The sequence below is a fragment of the Paenibacillus sp. J22R56 genome (assembly GCF_056269375.1).
In genome coordinates this window covers 71972-92863 of record NZ_JBWDNV010000008.1, presented here as the reverse complement: position 1 = coordinate 92863, position 20892 = coordinate 71972, and the positions used below count along the sequence as shown (strand labels likewise).

General features: G+C 46.2%; 17 protein-coding genes. 14 read left to right on the top strand and 3 right to left on the bottom strand.

Annotated elements, in window-relative coordinates; all coding sequences use genetic code 11:
- Nucleotides 1-3: 3 nt before the first annotated feature.
- The 7 genes from AC0YNT_RS19480 to AC0YNT_RS19450 all read left to right on the top strand — a co-directional run bounded on the left by AC0YNT_RS19480 (nt 4) and on the right by AC0YNT_RS19450 (nt 10326).
- Nucleotides 4-1374 carry an AraC family transcriptional regulator gene (locus tag AC0YNT_RS19480; protein WP_475806128.1) on the top strand — a complete coding sequence of 457 codons (1371 nt, stop codon included), beginning with the start codon at nt 4-6 and terminating at the stop codon, nt 1372-1374.
- 195 nt (nt 1375-1569) lie between these two features.
- Nucleotides 1570-3138, top strand: a complete 1569-nt coding sequence (locus tag AC0YNT_RS19475) for a response regulator (RefSeq protein ID WP_475806127.1) — start codon at nt 1570-1572, stop codon at nt 3136-3138.
- Nucleotides 3116-4915: a sensor histidine kinase gene (locus tag AC0YNT_RS19470; RefSeq protein ID WP_475806126.1), complete on the top strand. Its 1800-nt coding sequence runs from the start codon at nt 3116-3118 to the stop codon at nt 4913-4915. Before AC0YNT_RS19475 ends, AC0YNT_RS19470 begins: the two co-directional genes overlap by 23 nt.
- Before the next feature lie 17 nt (nt 4916-4932).
- Nucleotides 4933-6480, top strand: coding sequence for a response regulator transcription factor (locus AC0YNT_RS19465; protein WP_475806125.1), 1548 nt, complete (start codon nt 4933-4935; stop codon nt 6478-6480).
- 92 nt (nt 6481-6572) lie between these two features.
- The gene (locus tag AC0YNT_RS19460; RefSeq protein ID WP_475806124.1) at nt 6573-8291 is read left to right on the top strand and encodes an ABC transporter substrate-binding protein; all 1719 of its coding nucleotides are present in this window, start codon (nt 6573-6575) and stop codon (nt 8289-8291) included.
- Nucleotides 8292-8464: 173 nt separating this feature from the next.
- Nucleotides 8465-9334 carry an ABC transporter permease gene (locus AC0YNT_RS19455; RefSeq protein ID WP_475806385.1) on the top strand — a complete coding sequence of 290 codons (870 nt, stop codon included), beginning with the start codon at nt 8465-8467 and terminating at the stop codon, nt 9332-9334.
- Between the two features lie 89 nt (nt 9335-9423).
- Nucleotides 9424-10326 (top strand): carbohydrate ABC transporter permease, encoded by a 903-nt coding sequence (locus AC0YNT_RS19450; RefSeq protein WP_475806123.1) that lies wholly within the window; start codon nt 9424-9426, stop codon nt 10324-10326.
- Between the two features lie 642 nt (nt 10327-10968).
- On the opposite strand, the gene AC0YNT_RS19445 is transcribed toward AC0YNT_RS19450, so the two are convergent.
- Nucleotides 10969-11112, bottom strand: coding sequence for a DUF6254 family protein (locus AC0YNT_RS19445; RefSeq protein WP_167279207.1), 144 nt, complete (start codon nt 11110-11112; stop codon nt 10969-10971).
- Nucleotides 11113-11240: 128 nt separating this feature from the next.
- Here AC0YNT_RS19445 and AC0YNT_RS19440 point away from each other — a divergent pair, with 128 nt between their 5' ends.
- From AC0YNT_RS19440 to AC0YNT_RS19425, 4 genes are read left to right on the top strand one after another with little or no spacing between them, the layout of a single operon-like run.
- Nucleotides 11241-12767 carry a spore germination protein gene (locus tag AC0YNT_RS19440; RefSeq protein WP_475806122.1) on the top strand — a complete coding sequence of 509 codons (1527 nt, stop codon included), beginning with the start codon at nt 11241-11243 and terminating at the stop codon, nt 12765-12767.
- Nucleotides 12768-12791: 24 nt separating this feature from the next.
- Entirely contained in the window at nt 12792-13976 is a 1185-nt protein-coding gene (locus AC0YNT_RS19435) for a Ger(x)C family spore germination protein (protein WP_475806121.1), read from the top strand.
- Between the two features lies 1 nt (nt 13977).
- Entirely contained in the window at nt 13978-14202 is a 225-nt protein-coding gene (locus AC0YNT_RS19430) for a hypothetical protein (RefSeq protein WP_475806120.1), read from the top strand.
- A gap of 10 nt (nt 14203-14212) precedes the next feature.
- Nucleotides 14213-15508 (top strand): GerAB/ArcD/ProY family transporter, encoded by a 1296-nt coding sequence (locus AC0YNT_RS19425; RefSeq protein WP_475806119.1) that lies wholly within the window; start codon nt 14213-14215, stop codon nt 15506-15508.
- Nucleotides 15509-15929: 421 nt separating this feature from the next.
- Here the strand turns inward: AC0YNT_RS19425 and AC0YNT_RS19420 are convergent, their stop codons facing one another.
- On the bottom strand, nt 15930-16268 hold the full coding sequence (locus AC0YNT_RS19420; RefSeq protein WP_167279211.1) for a winged helix-turn-helix transcriptional regulator: 339 nt from the start codon (nt 16266-16268) through the stop codon (nt 15930-15932).
- A 154-nt stretch (nt 16269-16422) separates the two neighbouring features.
- On the opposite strand from AC0YNT_RS19420, the gene AC0YNT_RS19415 reads away from it, so the two are divergent.
- A complete protein-coding gene (locus AC0YNT_RS19415) occupies nt 16423-17397 on the top strand; it encodes an aldo/keto reductase family protein (RefSeq protein ID WP_475806118.1) in 975 nt (324 codons plus the stop codon).
- 69 nt (nt 17398-17466) lie between these two features.
- Entirely contained in the window at nt 17467-18621 is a 1155-nt protein-coding gene (locus AC0YNT_RS19410) for an MFS transporter (RefSeq protein WP_475806117.1), read from the top strand.
- 72 nt (nt 18622-18693) lie between these two features.
- Here the strand turns inward: AC0YNT_RS19410 and AC0YNT_RS19405 are convergent, their stop codons facing one another.
- Entirely contained in the window at nt 18694-19440 is a 747-nt protein-coding gene (locus tag AC0YNT_RS19405) for a hypothetical protein (RefSeq protein ID WP_475806116.1), read from the bottom strand.
- A 359-nt stretch (nt 19441-19799) separates the two neighbouring features.
- Between AC0YNT_RS19405 and coxB the strand changes: the two genes are divergently transcribed.
- Nucleotides 19800-20846 carry a cytochrome c oxidase subunit II gene (gene coxB / locus AC0YNT_RS19400; protein ID WP_475806115.1) on the top strand — a complete coding sequence of 349 codons (1047 nt, stop codon included), beginning with the start codon at nt 19800-19802 and terminating at the stop codon, nt 20844-20846.
- The last annotated feature ends 46 nt before the right edge of the window (nt 20847-20892 follow it).

Sequence of the window (20892 nt, the reverse complement as noted above, 5' to 3'; positions counted from 1 at the left end):
CGCGTGACTTGGCAATCGAATCGGGACGGGGCAATACCTGAAGTGAAAGGTGAAATGGCTCTTGAAAACTTCCGTTTAGCGTTCCAGCTGGTGGGTACGCATTGGCGGACAGTAGACAAGGGCTGGTCCTATTTCGAGCATCAGCATCCGCTATTGGAGCTGAATTTGGTGCTGCATGGGCGCCAGCTAACGACGGTTTCCGGTGTTGAATATGTGCAGCAGGCAGGAGATTTACTGCTCATTCGTCCTGATGAGGTGCATTACAGCCGCAACGCGGCGGATGAGCCAATGTCCTATTTCGCACTGCATCTTGATGTAGATGATCCAGATTTGTATTACCTGCTCGGCCGGATTGAGCAGCACCTGTTCGAAGCAGGTTCAACGATTGTGCTGCAGCTGATGCCCCATATTAATGAACTGATGGAGATCTGCTCTATTGAGCCCGGCAATGATATTGTGAGACGGATTGATATCCGGGTGAAGATCATGCAAATCTTGTTGATCTTAACGATGGAGGCAAGAAGCTTAACGCAGCCGCATCCAGGGCGAAGCGGAAGACCGCAGGGTGAATATTCTGTTCCCTTATTACGTCACCGCGAGCAGATCTCGCTGGAGAAGAAAGTACAGACCTTATTTTCCGAACCTTTTATGCGGGATGTCCAGCTGGACGAAGCGACGTTGCCTTCCTTTCGCTGGGCTGGGGTATTCACGTTACAGATTGAAGAGAAATCGTTCTGGCAGTCTACCGATCGCTTCTGGATGAAGGAGCAGCTGACGGAGAATATGAAGGAGCTTGGAACCATCGTCGTTATAGAGGATGGACCCTTTATGAATGTCGCTGTCCTTACCTCGAAGCATACCGTTCCGAATATGGAAGAGATCGTATTGAAGAAAAAGAGGGAATTCGAGGAGCGCCTTGGTTTCCCGATTAGGCTTGGCTTTGGCGGCATTACCGCTGTCGTATCGGAACTTCGCTCCTTATATAAGAACAGCCTTCGGCAGCTTGGCTACACCGAGGCAACAGATGAACCCATACTTCGTTATGAGTTTGTCAGCCGAATTATCCGTTCCGCGATGCAGATGATCGAGACCGAGTATGGGAATAAAGAGCTTTCCCTTGCAACACTTGCCAAGCGTCTTGGTGTGACGCCTAATTATTTGAGTGGACAATTCAGTTTGCAGACGGGTGCAACCTTTACTCATCATTTGACAAGTATTCGAATCCGCCAGGCTAGTCGGCTGATGCGGGAGACGAATATGAAAGTCTATCAGGTTAGCGAGCAGGTGGGATATACCGATCATGCTTACTTCAGTCGTTTGTTTAAAATGATGGTGGGAGTAAGCCCTGCTAAATACCGGTTATCATCCACTTAAACCGAAGGTCTAACAGCCCTGGAAGAAGTTTTCTTCTTCCAGGGCTGTTATGGTTTTGAGCTGCTTAATTACGTAAACGCTTACATTTCGTCGTAGAATAATCCAATAAATCTTAGTTCTGTCACATTGCTGATGGTTTGCCCCTATGTGAAACTTGTTTTAGATGAAGATTAACGTCTGAAAGGTGGGGCTCCCATGTACAAAGTGCTGGTAGTTGATGATGAACCGTTCATGCTGGAGGGCTGGAAGACGATGGTCAATTGGGAGGCTCATGGCTTCGAGCTAAGCTGGGCCGTATCGGATGGCAGGGAAGCATTGGATGTGATGGAGCATGAAGTTCCCGATCTCGTATTTACCGATCTGCAGATGCCGGTTATGGATGGACTTGAGCTCATTCGGCAGATGAAGCAGAACCCTGAGCTTAAAGATACAACAACGGTTATCGTAAGTGGATATTCCCGCTTTGATGCTGCACAGTTTGCGATTCGGCATCAGATTGAACAATATTTGCTCAAGCCGCTAATTGAGGAAGAGATTCATGAACTGCTGGACACCCTCCGTCTAACGTTGGATGAGCGTCAAGCGGCAGACCATTTAGCCGGTGAGGCTGAGTCATTGTCGGCCGTATTTGTAAGAACGCTGCAGGATGATGAGGACTCGCGGATAGCCCTGCTGCGGATGATGAATTGTCCAGCTGAAGCGGCGGGAAGGCTGCTGCTGGTGGACCGAACTGGCGGAGCTTCTTCGCCAAGCAAAGCAGAAGTAGAAGCTATCTTGCCGGAAGGCTTCGGTTGTGTTCAGGATGCCGCGGGCTTGGTGACTCTACTGATCTGGTCCAATCAGAGGGAAGCTCATTCAAGCCAAGAGCTGGATACGGCTGTTCGGATGATGGCCGCAAGGCTGGCAGGAGAATGGCCTTCATGTCTAATTTATATCAGCAGCAGGACAGAAGGATGGCGTCATCTGTCACAGCTGAATAAGCAATTGCTGGAGCTTCGAAGCCGAAGCATGTATAAGGGACAGCTTGGTGTTTATTGGTATGATGGGCTGTACGAACAAGGACATTGGCGCTGGGGGGATGCGGCTAGCAGGACGGCGGTACTGCTAAGCGCGGTTGAGCAAAATGATGAGGCTGCGATTCGAGGTACGGCGGAATCGTTGGCAGTCTTTATTATCGGCGCGGTTGAACCGGCAGGAAGTCTGGCTGCAAGCCTGTCTTATCTGCAGGGTGGATTACTTCGTGCTTATCACAAAGCAGGCGGCAACACTGATCAGCCACCGGAGTGGCTTATGCTCAAGTATGGCAGGAATGACATGCAGCAAGCAGGAGACGTTACCCCTCTAAGTGAACGAATTGCAAAGGCTTGCCTGCAAGCAGCCGAACAGATTGAAGATTTGAACAGTAAGCGACCGGAGGGGCGCCTGCAGGAAGCAGTCACATTTGTCACCACTCATTTCCGCAATAAATTGCAGTTGAAGGAGTTGGCGGAGCAATTTCGTTTGAATCCGGTATACTTGGGCCAGCAATTCAAGCGGCTTACCGGCTACTGTTTTAATGATTATGTTCATCTCCAGCGGATTAAGGAAGCGAAGAAGCTTTTGCTTCGGACCGACTTGAAGGTATCGGTCATTGCTAGTGAGCTAGGCTATCACAGTACGGAATACTTCGGCTCTGTCTTTAAATCACTTACGAAAGTATCGCCTTCGGCTTACAAATCGAATCAAAAAGGTGACTGGCGCGATGATGAACCGGCTGTTTACTAATAAAATTAATGATATTCCCCTGAATCAGAAGTTTCTGATGATCTACGTGTTTTGTGTCCTCATCCCGATTATTACGATCAACGTGTTTTTCTACCAACAGAACTCCAATGATATACGGATACGTGAACAAGAGAACTTACGCAAATCGATCGACCGTGCGGCTGCAGAACTTCACAGCATGATTGACGAAAGCGTGGCGGTCAGTCATTCGATCGAAGGTGATGATTCACTAAATGAGGTATTGGATAAAACATACGACAGCCCTGTTTCCTCCTATGACAGCTATGACAGTGTGCTGCGAAATAAGCTGAAGCGTTACATGCCGGTCTATCCGAATATACTCGAAATCCGAATTTATACGTATAATCTCTCCATTCAGACCGGGAGTAACTATTTTGTCATTAACCAGGCTGTGGAGAAGAGCACTTGGCTTGAACCGATGCTCAAGCAGCCGGGTCATGCCTTCCGTGTGATGGCTTATACCGAAACATCGGGCGCAACAGGCTTCTCCAAAAAAATCAGCATCATCAGCGATATGGATCAAGGCTTTAGTGTGGTTAGACCGGAGTACCGTAAATTTCTAAGAGTCGATCTGAACGTGGACAAAATTTATGACATTCTGACAAGAGAAAGCGAATCTCTGCATCTCGAGCTTGTGAACGAACAGAACCAGGTTGTAGCTGAAACTGGTGATCGCAACAAGGAAGTGTATGAAGCAGATGCTTCTGATTGGGGCTCAAACGATGTATTGGTGTCGAACCTCGGTACGGTTAGTTATGTGCAGGGTTGGAAGCTCGTCGGACGGGCAAATAATGACCGCATTACAAGTCTGCTGGATGAAGCAAGACGATCGATCCTTTGGCTGGCGGTTATTAGTACCTTGATCCCGTCACTCCTGATTTTCGTCATGCTCCGTTCTTACCATTACCGGATCAAGAAGCTCGCGCGTCATATGGATCGTTTGCGCAACGAGCGCTTCGATCAGATCACGCTGCCGGAAGGGAAAGACGAGATTGGTGGATTAATTAACGCCTACAACCTCATGACCATGAAGATTAATACCTTAATTAATGATGTGTATAAGCTTGAAATTCATCAGAAAAGCCTGGAGGTTGAGCGGGTGCGGATGGAGATGAACATGCTCCAGAGCCAGATGAATCCGCATTTTCTGTTTAACACGCTTAATGCCTTACTGGTTGTTGCGACAAAGAACGGCTATAAGGATGTTACTGAGATTATAAAGAGCTTGTCGCTTCTCTTGAGAAGACTGCTCAGACGGGCGGATGATCTTGTAATGCTGAAGGAAGAGCTGCAATTTACGCTTATGTATTTGCAGATCGAGAAATTCCGGTTTGGCGACCGGTTCGATTATGTCGTAGACGTAGATCCTCTTGCGATGGAAATGCGTGTACCGATCATGAGCATTCAGCCTCTCGCTGAGAATGCCTGTAAGCATGGTCTGCAAGCGATAAAAGGCGGAGGTATTGTACGTATTGAAGCCCGTCTTTCCGAACGCGGGCTTACGGTCTCGGTAACGGATAACGGAATTGGCATGGAGCAAGAGGAGCTGGAAAGAATGCAGCAGGCGGTTCGTTCTGAGCATGCGATGGAAGGGCATGTCGGTATACGTAATGTGTATCGGAGACTTGAGCTCTTTTACCATGAATGCGTACAGTTTCGGATGTTGAATGGCCCGGAAGGCGGGCTGTCCGTTAGTTACCAGATTCCGCTTCAACAGCTTGAGCAAGCACAGGCGAAGCCAGGGGCCGCCTCGTAAACGAAAGGGGGAGCAGTATGTACCGTGTTCTGCTTGTTGATGATGAACCACTTGCCATTGAAGGGCTTCAACTATTAATTGACTGGAAGAAGAATGGATTTGAAGTAGAGTCCGTCTGTGGAGATGGCGAAGAAGCGGCGCAGTTGATCCGTGAGTCGAAGCCTGATCTGGTTGTGACGGATATTCGAATGCCTTCGATGGATGGTTTGGAGCTAATTGCACAGATGAGATTAGAAGGAAATAAACAGACCAAATTTGTTGTGATGAGCGGCTACAGTGATTTTGAATATGCAAGAAAAGCGCTTCAGCTTGGCGTTTCTCATTATTTGACCAAGCCAATTATGAGTGAAGAGGCCGATGAAGTGCTTGAGAGCCTAAGTAAAACGATGGAGGAAGAGTCGCGTAAGCGGCGTACGCTGCTATATACCGAACGTTATGCGCAGCGCCGAGCACTATCTGCCCTTATCCGGGGTGAGGAATTGTCCGAGGCCGAACAAGCTGCGTTGGAACGGATCAAAAGGGGAGTGGGAGGCTGGGTCTATCTGCGTGTGGAGACAGAAGAAGATGAGCTTGATTCTGCTATTGAAGCGATTGAAGGGCTTGATGAAGAGGGCGGAATGACCGGTTATATGACGGAGCAGGATCTTGCTTCCTTTGGTTTGGTATGTGCACTTCAAGATGACAGCAGACAGGCATTACGGGAAGCGGCGGCATTCTTGTACCAGCAGATACAGGGCAAAATCGGAGGAAGGCTTAGTATAGCTGTCGGAAGCCCGGTGAAGGATCCGGCCGGATTAAGCACCTCGTTCCGTCATACGATGGAGGCCAGTATGTATTTATTTTTTGACCGGAGGCAGCAGCCCGTCTTTTACGATGAGATTAAAGAGTTGGCTTTTGGCTATGATTCGCATCTATGGGAAGCGGCAGAAGTTATTGTTGAAGCAGTGGAAACCAATGATGAACAGCAGATAGTAAAGCGGCTGCAGCGAGTTTTTGATGATTTTACAAATCAAATGACGATGCCGGCTCTAATTTCGGCTTTTTCGACTCATATTATGGTGCAATGCTCCGGGATCTACAAAGAGCTTGGCGGTGATGCTGATCAGCTTATTGAGCGTACGGGCTCTCCGCTTGTTGGCGCGTATGAGCATTCTTTACTCAAGCTGCATGCGTTCTTGCTGTCCTTTTGTCTAATGTGCAGGGAGGAGCTGTCTATACTTCGCAACAGGCAGCATGGCGGAACGATAGCCAAGGTGGAGGACTATTTGCGTCAGCATTACCGTCAATCGATTACGGTGAAGGAAATCGCGGAAATCTTTTTCATGAATCCGGTCTATTTGGGTCAGGCCTTCACGAGGAAATACGGCTTCAGCATTCATGAGTTTATTCATGGTCTACGGATGGAGGAAGCGAAGGAACAGCTGCATACACAAGAGATGTCCGGGGCGGCTCTTGCAGAGCGATTAGGCTATTGCAGCTATCAGCATTTCTTGAAGCAGTTTGAGAAGAAATACGGGATGAAGCTTGCTGAGTACAAAAAAACAATAATGGACCTTAAATCGTAGGGGGATAATGCTTAACTCTGATTATGATGTAAACGCATACAACTGCTTCATAATGAAGAAGCAAAGATCACAACTCATAGGAGGAAAAGCAAATGGGGGTTAAAGTAAATAAACCATTATTGACATCCATGGCAATCGCTCTCGCATTAACCTTAACCGCAACGGCCTGCAGTAATGGGAATAACGGTGGGAATAACAGCAATAATGCTTCGACAGCACCATCTAATGCAGCAACTAATAATACAAGCAGCCCGGTGGCGACGGACGAAGCACTGAAACCAATTGAGATTTCAGCATTCATAGGTGCTCCTGGTCAAGCACCTACACCTGACAACAAGCTGTTCAAAATGATTAAAGATGAACTAGGCATTACGTTTAAGCAGGAATTCCTGGTTGGCGATCTGGAGCAAAAGCTAGGCGTTATGATTGCCGGTGGCGACTACCCTGACCTGATCACAGCTAATCCGAAACTCGTAACTTCGGGCGCGGTCATTCCGCTTGAAGATCTTATTGAACAATATGCTCCAAAGCTGAAAGAGCACTACGCGAAATACTGGAATCAAATGAAAGATCCGTCTGACGGACATATTTACTGGCTGCCAAACTATGGTGCCTTCCAAGGTGAAGTGAATGAAACCTGGTACAGCGGTCCAGCCTTCTATATTCAAAAAGCGGTTTTGAAGGAATTTGGTTATCCAAAACTGCAAACGCTGGATGAATACATGAAACTGATTCGTGATTATGCAGCGAAATATCCTGAAATCGATGGACAGCCAACAATCGGCTTCTCGACACTTGCATCCGACTGGCGGACATTTGGCCTTCTGAATGCACCAGAGCATTTGACTGGACATCCAAATGATGGCGGCGTTGTAGTCGACAACGGTGTTGCAAGCGTCTTCGCAGATAAAGACATTTCGAAAACGTATTATAAAGAACTGAACAATCTGTACAACGAAGGTTTGATGGATAAAGAAGCTTTCACGCAAAACTATGACCAATACCTCGCTAAGCTGACAACCGGCCGTGTACTCGGTATGTTCGATCAGCACTGGAATTTCCAGACAGCGGAGGATTCCCTCAATACACAAAACAAATCGGAACGCACATATGTAGGCTTACCGCTTGTCTATGATACAAGCACAAAAGACTACTACCGCGACCGTGCACCAATCAACTTGAACAACGGCTTTGGTATTTCCGTCGATGCAAAGGATCCTACTCGCATTATTCAAGCACTCGAAGCACTAATGGATGAGAAGTATCAAAAAATGTTCACTTGGGGCGAAGAAGGCGTTGACTACTCCGTTGGCGCAGACGGTAAATTTACACGTACCCCTGAGCAACGTACTCAATATGACGACCCGGCTTGGAAGCTTGCTAACCTTGGCAACGGGATCTTCACTTACCTTCCAAAACTCGAAGGCACTTTGAGCGACGGCAATGCAACAACACCAGGCGGCGACCCACAAGAGTTCTATGACAGCTTGAAAGATGTCGACAAAGAGGTACTTAGTGCGTACGGCCATAAAACATGGACGGAGTTCTTCTCCTCACCACCAGATAATCCGATCTACTACCCGGCTTGGCAGATCGACCTGATTGATGGTTCGGATGCTTCGATCGCTAACAAGAAAATGACGGATGCTTCACTCAAATTCCTGCCTAGAGCGATCATGTCCAAACCAGATCAATTCGATAAAGTATGGCAGGACTATGTGGATGAGTATAAGAAAATCAATGTAAAAGCATACGAAGACCGCATCAACGAGCAGATTCAATGGCGTATTCAAAACTGGTCGACTAATTAAGAAGCAAGCAGCAGAAAGCGGAAGGTATGAAGCAGACTGCCTCATGCCTTCCGCTTTACCTATGGAGCGGAGGAAGAGAGATGGCAAAACTCGTTGATACATTAGCGCAGACGGCTGCTGCCCAGCCGAGGAAAACTCGTAAATACCGGTTTTTCAGAAACCAGGGTCAGCTTATGTGGATGTCGCTGCCCGTTGTCCTTTATGTCATGCTCTTCTCGTATTACCCGATATGGGGCTGGACGATGGCCTTTCAGAATTATAAACCGGCTAAATCATTTGCTCAGCAGGAATGGGTAGGATTAAAGCAGTTCAAGTTCTTGTTTACGGATGACGGATTCCTGCGCGTACTTCGCAATACGATTGGCATGAGTGCTATTAATATGGTGCTGGGGTTTGTAACGGCAATTATTTTCGCGATTCTGTTAAACGAAGTGAAGCACAAGCTGTTCAAACGTTCAATTCAGACAATCTCGTATTTACCGCATTTTCTATCTTGGATTATCGTTACGGGGATTGTTGCGAGTTCCCTTTCCGTTGATGGCGGTATCGTAAACGTTCTGCTCATGAAGCTTGGCTTCATTAATGAGCCGATCCTATGGCTTAGCGAGCCTAAATATTTCTGGGGGATCGTTGGCGCCTCGCATGTCTGGAAAGAAGTTGGTTGGAATGCAATCATCTATTTGGCGGCGATTACGTCCATTGATCCATCGCTGTATGAGGCAGCGGAGATCGACGGTGCTAACCGTTACCATAAGATGTGGTATATAACGCTGCCGGGCATCAAGTCTATCGTTATTATTTTGCTCATTATGAACTTGGGCTGGATTCTCGAAGCCGGCTTTGAGGTGCAATATTTACTTGGCAACGGCGTTGTTGTCGACTGGTCAGAGACGATTGATATTTTCGTTCTGAAATATGGCCTCAAGCAGAGTAACTATTCACTGGCAACAGCGGCAGGTATATTCAAGACGGCTGTCAGTATTACCTTAATCTTCGCGGCGAACACCATAGCGAAGCGATTCGGCGAAGAGAGACTTATTTGATGAGATTACGCTTACGATGCAAGAATCATCATATACAGCCTAATCTAGGCTGTTTGCATGATAATTCTTTTTAGAAAAGGGGGATAACGATGAGAAAAAAAACAGTCCAGCTTGAGCCAGCGATATTCGGTACGGTCAACACGATTATTATGATTGCGCTGGCCGTAGTCACACTCTATCCCTTCTTGAATACGCTCGCCGTATCCTTTAATGCGGGGCTTGATACGATTCGAGGCGGTATTTATGTTTGGCCGAGGATATGGACTCTCCAGAACTACAAAGCGGTATTTATAACAGGGACAGTGTTTAATGCTTTCTATATTTCGGTTGCCCGTACGATAATAGCAACGCTGCTCAGCTTGTTCCTGACAACGATGCTGGCATATACCGTCAGCCGGAAGGAATATGCCTTCCGTAAGGTGATTACGATTATTATCGTTATGACGATGTACTTTAATGCTGGTCTAATCCCGTACTACTTCTTAATCAAGGATCTTCATATGCTGAATACCTTCATGGTGTACGTTGTGCCGGGTCTTGTCAGCGCATTTAATATGATCGTTATCCGTACTTATATTGGTACGTTGTCGGAAAGCTTGATCGAATCGGCAAAAGTTGACGGCGCAGGCGACTTCCGCATCTTCATGCAAGTTATTCTTCCGCTTTGCCAGCCGGTGCTTGCAACCGTGGCTTTGTTCGTAGCGGTGGGACAATGGAACTCTTGGTTTGATACCTTCTTGTTCACTTCTTCGAAGCAGGAGCTCAGCACACTCCAGTACGAGCTCATGAAGCTTCTCTCTTCGTCGATGAACTCGAACAGCAACCCGGCTCTCCAGAACGGTGCCGACCCGAACGCGGCAAAAGCGATGGTTACACCACTCTCCATTCGCGCTGCAATCACGATTGTAGCGTCCGTACCCATCCTGGTCGTGTATCCGTTCCTTCAAAAGTACTTCGTTGTTGGTATGCAATTGGGTAGTGTAAAGGAATAGTCGGGCATTATACGCAATCTGCGCATTCGAATGTTCTTCCGATCGCCATTGCTTGAGGATTCCCTGAATAACGAGAAAAGGTTGGAATCCTCAAGCAAAAGCGAACGCTTAAAAGCTTTCTGTAAGAAAGCTACTTCGTAAGCATAAGCTACGCTTCTACAGAATCATTCGAAATGCTCCGTTTCTATAAAGCCTGAAGGATAAATAATCAAAGCAATAGCGGTGTAGGAATAACTCCTGCACCGCTATTGCTTTTTTAGTACAGCAGAATCTAATCGAGTGATGAGTATTTCAGCATTCAAATAAAATAGTTGGTATCGCTAATCGTGATAGAGGTTGTTTTCGGCTTATCTGTTTTAAATGGTTTATGTTCTTGAGGTATTTTTGAATGGTTTTGTTCGTGTAAGGCCGATATCGACCTTACACGAGTAAGTGATAGGTTGGTGAGGGAGCGGAGCGGGCATAACGTACTGGAGAAACGGAGCGTATGCTTCCGAAGTAGCTTTCTTTCAGAAAGCTTTTAGCGTTCGCCTTTGCCCCTGAATTCATCCGCTAAGCGGATAATTCGAAGAAATTCGGGGGCAACAGCGATCGGAAGGACGTTATGCCCGCGCAGCGGCTGCCCAGCTTAATCACAAAGCATTAATAAATCTCTACATTATTAGGATTATTTCGGCCAACTTCCTTACTTAATTCCTCGAATGATTTCACTTTTCCATGTGTCGGATGCTGCGTATGCTTGCGTTGCTTCCATGCGTTTTCTCTGCGGTTTTTTGGCGATGTCATGATTACAACCTCCCTTCCTAAGCTATAGGTTGGCGCTTTGAGCGGCGAATCATGCAGAAGAGAACGCTCCTCATAATTTAGGCGAATTAGGAAATGATAACCTGTAATAATGAACGGTGGTGACAATAGTGCCGACGAAACCGAAAGCCAGAAGTATGCCAGAGGGCCAATTGGATCATCACGCCATTGATCAATTCAAGGACGTACCTATCCGATCAACCATCGAAGAAAACAATAAAATCATGGAAGAGCTATTTAAGGACAGCTCGGATATCGTCCTCCGTAAATTTGATATCGAAAATGGCCCCAAAGCGATGCTGTGTTACGTTGATGGTATGGTAACGACGAGTGCCGTTGATGCTGCATTGCAGGCGCTTATGATATTTGAAGGTGACGCTTTTACCATTGACCGGATTACCGAGCAGACACTTCCGGTTACCCAAGCCTCCAAGATCCAGTTTTATAAGGAGCTTTTAACCAACCTTTTATCAGGCGACAGCATTCTATTCGTAGACGGACAGGATAATGCGGTTTGCCTAGGATTGCGTGGCGGTATACGCCGCAGTGTTGCTGAGCCGGAGACAGAGACGGTTGTTCGTGGTCCGCGGGAAGGCTTTAATGAGCATCTTCGGACAAATACGTCATTAGTACGCAGTAAAATCAAGTCTCCCCGGCTAAAGATGAAATCTTTTGTAATTGGGACAGAGACCAATACCAACATCATTCTTGCTTATATGGCCGGAATTGTGAATCCGAAATTAGTCGAAGAAGCGGAGAAGCGTTTAAGCAGGATTCAGATCGACGGTGTGCTGGAAAGCGGATATATTGAAGAATTTATCCAGGATCAAGGCTACTCACCTTTCCCACAAGTACAGACAACAGAAAGACCTGATACGGTTGCAGCGGGTCTACTAGAGGGACGAGTTGCGATAATGGTCGATGGAACACCGTTTGCCTTAATCGCTCCTTTTGGCTTTTGGCAGTGGCTGCAGGCCAGTGAGGATTACTATGAGCGGTTCATGGTCTCCACTTTATTGAGGTGGCTCAGAATGGCAAGCTTGTTTATTGCCTTACTGTCCCCAGCATTATATATCGCGGTTTCGACTTTTCATCCAGAGATGATTCCAACGAACCTATTGCTTAGTATTGCAGCATCACGTGAAGCGATCCCCTTCCCAGCCGTGGTAGAGGCACTCATTATGGAGATTGCCTTCGAAGCCCTACGGGAAGCGGGCGTCCGGCTCCCTCGAACTGTCGGTCAAGCAGTTAGTATTTTGGGAGCGCTGGTTGTTGGTCAAGCCGCGGTACAGGCGGGGATTGTGTCAGCTGCGATGGTTATTGTTGTATCGATGACGGGGATCGCTTCCTTTACCCTTCCCCGTTATAATGCGGCCATCTCTATTCGAATGCTGCGTTTCCCAATCATGCTGCTTGCCTCTGTTTTTGGTCTGCTTGGCATTATGATTGGCGTCATGGTTATAGTTGGTCATTTGGCGAAGCTTACAACATTTGGAGTTCCTTATCTTGCTCCAGTAACACCGGTAGATGTTTCAGATTTAAAAGATGTTCTAGTACGTGCTCCATGGTGGAAGATGAGAAAACGGCCGAAATATTTGGGGTCAGATAATATCAGACGCCAAGATCCACAGCAATAACAGAAGAGGAGGAGAGTCTAATCTATGAAGATAATCAGAATATTGCGCAAGTCTTTAATAGGTATTGCCCTTCTAGGCATGCTCCTCCTGCTGTCGGGCTGTTGGGATCGGCGTGAGATTAATGACGTGGCATTTGTACTTGCCAGCGCTATTGATAAAGAAGGAGACAACATCCGGATTAGTGTGCTCATTCCGCTGCCCGGGAATATGGGAGGCACCGGCTCCGGAGGCGGCGGAGGCTCTGGAGGGCAGAAGCCGTTTGCGATCAAGACAGAAACGGGCAAAACGATACGGGAAGCCGTATCGAAACTTCAGTACCGTTTGCCAAGGCATTTATTCTTTGGGCATCGTCGGGTAATTATCGTAGGTGAAGATCTGGCAAGGAGTGAAGGGGTCTCTACGATTATCGATGCGGTTACGCGCATGCCGGAGAACCGATTAACTGCTTTTATCGCGATATCCCAAGGGAAAGCGGTAGATGTTCTTAATGCGGATACCCGTCTTGAGCGTTTTTCAGCGGAATCCATGAGGGAGCTTCTTCAATCGGAAGCAAGTGTCCGAGTTTCATTAAAAGATGTCATTAGCAAAATTATTGCTATTGGCGAGGATGCCTTTTTCCCTTATGTGGAGAAAGTGAAGACGAAAATCAAAGGTCAGGAAGCGGAAGACGTGATGATCGAGGGTTTTGTCTTAACCCATGACGGAAAGATGAAAGGTATCGTTAAAGGTAATGCAGCTATCGGGCTAAGACTTCTGAATCGCCAATTCCGCAAATATGACGAGACGTTTAATGATGAAGGTAATTACCTTACAGTAGCAATCAATCAGGCTGATGCGAGAATTAAACCTGTTATCAAGAATGGGAAGTTGGCTTTCCGAATTCATTCGATGGTAAAGGCAAGTATTAATGAGGATCGTAATTTAGATCGGAACTACGACGATTACAAGCAGCGCAGGCAGATTGAGCAAATGGTTCAGCAACGGGTGGTTGATAATATAAAGCTCGCTATTGCGGACATGCAGCGTACCAATAGTGATGCTATAGGGTTTGGACTGTATGCGTACCGAGCTTACCCTCAGTTGTGGACAAATGAATATCGTAAAGAATGGGCGACGATTTTCAGAGAGATCGAATTTGAAGTGACAGCGACAGCGAATTTGTTCCGACTAGGCATGACCAGTGAAAACCTGGGAAGGAAGGATCAATAGGATGGATATCGGATTTATCGTATTAGTGATCGTTCTCTTGATCGGCACTGCTGCTGTTAAATGGAAAAACATGAAGAATACATCCAGCAAGATGATGTTTTTCACCATCGTTGGCTTGATTGTTATATTGATCATCATCTGCATCAAACATAAAGCTTACTCCATCATGAGTGTGTCCGTCATGCGGAATATGGTGATGGGTATGTACGATTTGATGAAAGAATAGGGGAGCTAATATGCAAGATCGTATGAAAGTAACCACACTGCAGATGTCGCTGCTCGTCGCATCATTGCTTATTGCTTCTAATATGATTACCATGCCAACAGCGTTAACGATGGCAGCCCAACAGGATGCATGGTATGCCTATTTGTTTTCGATCCCATATGGGATCGGAATGGCTTATATCATGTGGAGAATGGTGCGTCTTAGTCCGGAGAAAAACATGTATGAAATCATGCAGCAATCCTTGGGTAAATGGTTTGGAGGATTGATGAACGGGGTTTTGATTGCCTATTTATCTATAGACTTGATCACACAGCTTCGCATCTATAGTGACTTCTTCAGTTCCTCCATCTTGCTGCGAACGCCGCAGATTTACATCCTGCTGATGACGATGCTGCTGCTAGCCTATTATGCAGGAGGTTCCATGGAGCATTTGTTCAGGACGAATGTGGTGTTTATAACCTTATTCATAGGGTTCTACACGCTGACTCCCATATTTCTGCTTAATGAAATTGATTTGAATAAGCTTCAGCCATCCCTTAGTAATGGTGTTATTCAACCGTTAAAGGGAGGGTTTTTAGCAATTGGCTCATTTACGGATCTTATTGTGTTTGGTGCTTTTCTTCACCATGTGAGAAAGCCACGTGATATTTATATGGCGATGAAGACAGGTGTTATCTACTCCGCGTTTATGCTTATCATCTGGTTATTCTGTGTTGTCAGCGTTATCAGTCCGATCCTTTCTACACGGCTCATCTATATTGGATGGATTCTCGTTCAGCAGATTCATGTGACAGACTTTTTGGATAGAATAGATTTATTTTTAATCAGTCTGTATGTTCCGATCCTCCTCATTAAATTTGCTGCATTGTATATCGCTATTTTGACGGGGATTGCTTCTTATACGAAACAAAAAAAGTTCGACTTTATTAATCTGCCGATAGCGATTGTGGTTACCATCCTGGCATCAATAACGTTCAATAACACGGATGAAGTTTCACAGTTTTACGCGTTTGGCATCACGCCAATCTCGATTTGTGTTCAGTTTATATTCCTTGCGGGCTTATTTATTGGTCTAGGGATTAGGAAGAGAAAAAGTCAGCCAGCTGACCTCAAAGTAAACGGCTCGGGGATCGGGGTATGGCTGATGCTGGCCGGGGGAGCAGCGGTTATTGTTGCTGGTGCTACGGTTGGCAATCAGCATGGTTATTACGGTCTGATCAGTGCCATTTTATTCGTCTGCTTCCTGCTGGTATGTGTGTATTTCAGTATGAGGGAGTTTGTAAAATCAATGGGGAAAAGGACATAGACATGGATAACGGCACCCGAGAATCGGGTGCCGTTGGTTTGTGTAACGTATATTTAACCTCAGCGGCAGTATCGACTGACCGCAGGTTCATATCCCTTGTTAATTTGCAACAAGATTAATGTGAGATGATTATCTTGCGCATACTTTTGGATTGCTTTGTGTAACGGACAAAGCAGCTTGTAAGCATACTCTAAAACAACGAAAGCCCTGCCTCTCTTCCGTCCTTGCGGCTCCTAGACCGCGCCAGTGTGAATCAAAGTTCTTACTGTACGTAAGGATTTGGAATTAACAGAAAAGAAAAATCTTATTCGAGGAAATCTTGAATTTTTCTGTTTTGGAGGGATATACAGGGGTTAAATATAACACAACTTTTATAGTATATATCTATAAGGCAGAAAAAGCAAGGAAAATACAAAAATTGTTAGGTCCACTTTGCGGCCCAAAGCTTCATTTGCTTCAAGATATGATGGAGATCCTCACCTTTAGGTGTTAGGGTGTATTCTACTGTAACGGGAACAGTCGCAAATACGTGACGCTCAAGCACACCTTTTTCCTCAAGATGGCGAAGGGTACTAGTGAGCGCTCGTGGACTAACAGCCGGAATCAGACGCTGCAGTTCGCCAAATCTCCTTGTGCCGCAGAACAGTTCTCTGATTACAAGAAAAGCCCATTTTCCTCCGATAACGTCCAGCGTTTTCTCAATGTTGCATTCAATGGTGACAGGTTCCTTTGGTACGTAATTATCAGCATGCATGTTCATTCAAGCCCCTTCCTTACATAAGGATATATAACTACATTTAGTATAGTATATATATTAGAAATAATAAATTGAAAAAACATTCACTACTTTAAAAAAGATACGGACTGTCATACACTAAGCCTTGAAAGATACTAGGCGGGGAGATGAACAGACGATGAAATATAGAAGACTTGGGAACAGCGGCCTTAAAGTAAGTGAGATCGGACTAGGCAGCTGGCTCACATACGGAGATGCGACGGAGAAAGAGACGGCAGGACAATGTATCCGGCTTGCTTATGAGAGCGGTATCAATTTCTTTGATACGGCTAATGCCTACAATCGTGGAGAAGCTGAGAAGGTCATGGGGGATGCGCTAAAGGATTATCGTCGCAGCAGCTACGTGCTTGCTACCAAAGTATATTTCCCTATGGATGCAGGGCCCAATGACCGTGGACTATCCCGTAAGCACATTATCGAGCAATGTGATGCAAGTCTGAAGAGACTTGGTACTGATTACATCGATTTGTATCAATGCCATCGTTATGATCCGGAAACACCTGTCGAAGAAACGCTGCGCGCTTTAGATGATCTTGCTGCTTCTGGCAAAATTCTATATGCGGGTATTAGCGAATGGACAGGCGCTCAAATTACCGACGCTGTTGGAATTGGCAAACGGCTTGGCCTTCGTCCGCTTGTGTCTAACCAGCCTATTTACAACATGATTGAGCGTTATATCGAGAAGGAAGTATTGCCGGTAAGTGAGCGTGAAGGATTAGGTCAGGTTGTGTTCTCTCCACTTGCGCAGGGCGTATTGACGGGGAAATACAAACCGGGTCAAGCTGCTCCCTCGGATAGCCGTGCAGCCAATAAACAGACGAACTTTGTTATTAACAGCTATATGCGTGATGATGTCCTGACTTGTGTGCAGCAGCTGGAGCAGCTCGCAGCAGAAATCGGAGCGACGTTGTCGCAATTTGCGCTTGCTTGGGTGCTTCGCCAGCCCGGAGTGAGCTCGGCTATTATTGGTTCGAGTCGTCCTTCACAAATCGAGGAAAATTTGAAGGCAGTTGATCTCACTTTAACGTCTGATATTCTTGCGCGTGCAGATGCGATTTTGTCTGAGATTAACGGCTTTGCTCCACTTCGTTAAGAGTCAATCATATTATTTCATTCCTTCATTTAAATAAGGTATGATGGGTTCAATGAAGGGATGGAACGTATGGAACGTATGAAGCTGTATTTGCTTAGAGGTTATAACTTCTTTTATTTCTCGATGTTCGCGATGTTCTTGTCTTTCCTTCCGTTGTACTTCGCGGCGAAAGGCATTTCGGCATCAGAGATCGGAATGATATTAGGGACGGGCAGCATTATCGGCGTAATCTCCCAGCCGTTATGGGGAATGATCAGCGATAAATATAAAACGATAAAAGTTGTTCTGCTGATCCTGCTGACCGCATCCATTGGTCTAGGAATTTTGTTATTCTCGGTTTCGCTCCTGTCTGCGGCTTTTGTTTTGACTGCTGCTATGTACTTTTTCTTAATGCCTGCCGATCCTTTGACGGAGAGCATGAATTTTCGTCTCGCGGAAAAGAGTGGGGTAAGCTTCGGCTCAATCCGCATGTATGGAGCACTAGGCTATGCCGTTGCTTCCTATATAATTGGTTACGTTGGTGACCAGTACGGCATGGACAGCTTCGTGTATTTGTATGCTGCTTATGGAGTCATTACGTTGGTATTGTGTATTTCGTTACCCGAAACACCTGCAGGAGGGAAGCCAGTTGCTTGGCGTGATATGCTGCCCTTTTTCCGGGACAAGCGTACGGTACAGTTTCTACTGCTCGTCTTGTTAATTGCGATCCCGCATCGGATGAATGACAGCTATGTTGGCCTGTATGTTCAAAGCCTTGGCGGAGGAGTAGGGATGGTGGGGCTGGCCTGGTTTATTATGACGCTGGCTGAGGTGGTCTTCTTTGCTCTGATCCACCGGTTTATCAAACCGGGCAGAGAGCTCCAGGTCATCTCGGTTGCCGCAGGTGTTTACGTCATTAGGTTTGCGTTGTCGGCCTGGTGGGATGATCCGGTAGCTATAGTGTGGCTTCAACTGCTGCAAGGGTTATCATTCGTCTTGTTCTATGCCGCATCTATTCAATATCTATATACCTTAATCCCAGAGCAGTGGAAAGCAACCGGACAAACGATACTCGCCATGCTGCTGTTTGGCATATCAAGTATTATATCTTCTACAGTTGGCGGCTGGCTGTTTGATTGGATAGGGGGACCCGCACTTTATGTATGCATGTCAGTCTTATCCTTCATTGGGGTATGCTGCGGATTACTTATACAGAACAATCAAAAAAGGACCAGGGCGACCTAATGGCGACCTGATCCTTTTTCATTTTCACTATATTAATAGGAAGAGATTTTTTTCGTTTAAGCTTGAGCGGATTTAATTTGTCGGGATAATAGACTGCCCGCCACGGTGTTTGGCACGCATATTTTCGTAATCTTTAATTTGCTGCGGCATAATATTGCCTCCAGCAAATTGGTACTTCACCAAGGTGTTAAAGTCTTGCAGCCATGGAGTTAGAGAATGATTCATCCAAGCCTGCTTGGCGTATTCATTAAGTTCATTTACAAAATCCATATTTGCGGAGATATGGACTTCTTGAACAGCAGGTGCAAGCTCCCTTACTTTTACGGCTACGGTCTGTTTAAGCTCATCGGACAGCATACTGTGATCATTGACAGTAAATAAGGAGTTATACGGACTAACCAGCTGGCGATTATCCCAACGCTGGCTGCCTGTATCATGGTTGTATACGCCTTCACTTGAACCGCTTCGATTCTGCTCGTCAGTATGGCCTGTACTTTTGGTCCCAACTGCGGTCCAGTCAAGCGCAAGGCCAACATAAGCATTCTTGTCGGTCAGCATGACAATTGATGAGCCAACGCCGCCAAGCTTAGATACTTCATTAGAAAGTGTGTTGCTGTATTCGAAAAAGGTGTTGTCGTGCTGATACGGATTGTTTGCGGAAGAGGTGCCATACATCTTGCTGCCAAGCATTTTGGCATCACCGGCTTTACGGCTGCCATAATCATGGTCACTGCTTTGGATTTGCTTCTCATAGCCACACGCTGCAGTCATGCTAATTAGTAAACAAGAAATCAATAATCCGGCCACTCGTTTGTTCAAGACAAATCAGCCTCCATTCGGGCGGTTATAGGAATAGGTTCTGTAGGGAACGATGAAATATACGCTTCAACCTCCATACATAATTGACCATGGGTTTGGTGCACAATGTAGGGTAGGGAAACGGTGTAAGAAAATGCTTTGTCAAACCCGCGAAGCCATGAAAATACGGGGTTTTTGACAGCTTTGAGAACAATTTGTGAACTCTCTGTGGAACATTGACAAATAAGTACAGCAACTTTATATTTAATAAAGTGATTTAGTTCCAGTAGTTGTCATAACATCTGTGAAACACGCAGTTTGCCGCATTATTCCTTAAATGATAGCATCTGCGAAAACGTCAAAAGTGGGGTTGATTATTGATGAATCGGTGGCAGTTTTTTAGAAAGCTTACGCCGCTTCTGGCCTTGATGGTGCTCGTGCTGTCGGCATGCGGACGGAGTGACCTGTCCACGCTGAGGCCCCAAGGTCCTGTAGCGGAAGAGCAATTCGGACTGATGAAGCTGGCGATCTCGATCATGTTAATCGTGATTGTTGTCGTGTTTGCGATTTCTTTCTATGTAATTATTCGTTTCCGCAGACGTCCTGGCGACAAGACGATTCCGAAGCAAGTAGAAGGTAACCATAAGCTGGAGATTATTTGGACAGTTATTCCGATTATCCTCTTGATTATCCTTGGTGTACCAACTATTCAATCGGTATTTAACCTCTCAAAGGATCACACAAAAGATCCGGATGCGGTTAAGGTTGTCGTTACGGCTCACCAATATTGGTGGGAATTCGAGTATCCTGAACTCGGTATTAAGACTGCGCAGGAATTGGTTATTCCTAAAGGCAAGACAATTTCCATTGAAGCGAAATCAGCAGACGTTCTTCACTCGTTCTGGATTCCGTCTCTTGCCGGTAAAATCGATGCTAACCCAGGAGCAAACGTTAACATTATGTACTTCTCGGCTCCAAAAGAAGGCGTTTACTTAGGTAAATGTGCTGAGCTTTGCGGACCTTCGCATGGCCTTATGGACTTTAAAGTAAAATCGGTGGACGAGTCTTCGTTCGACCGTTGGACTGCAGCATTGCAGGCTCCGACTGCGCTTCCAAGCGACCCAGCTATTAAAGAAGCCTTTGTCAGCAAATGTTTGACTTGCCACGCTGTAGGCGATCAAGGCGGTCCTGCATTCCCTAACCTGACAGGTGTTGGTAGCCGTGAGACTGTCGGCGGTATCCTCGTTAACACTGATGATCCGAAATATTCCAATGAAGGTTCGACGTATGACAACCTGCATCGTTGGATAGAAGATCCGTCGGCTGTAAAACCTGGCACACTTATGCCTAAGGTTGACTTAACACAACAAGAGCTAGACGGAATTTCGAAATATTTATCGGAACTTAAACTCGACTACGAACAATAATCATCGGTGATTAAAGGAGGTACCTACCTTGGCTCATGGACATGCG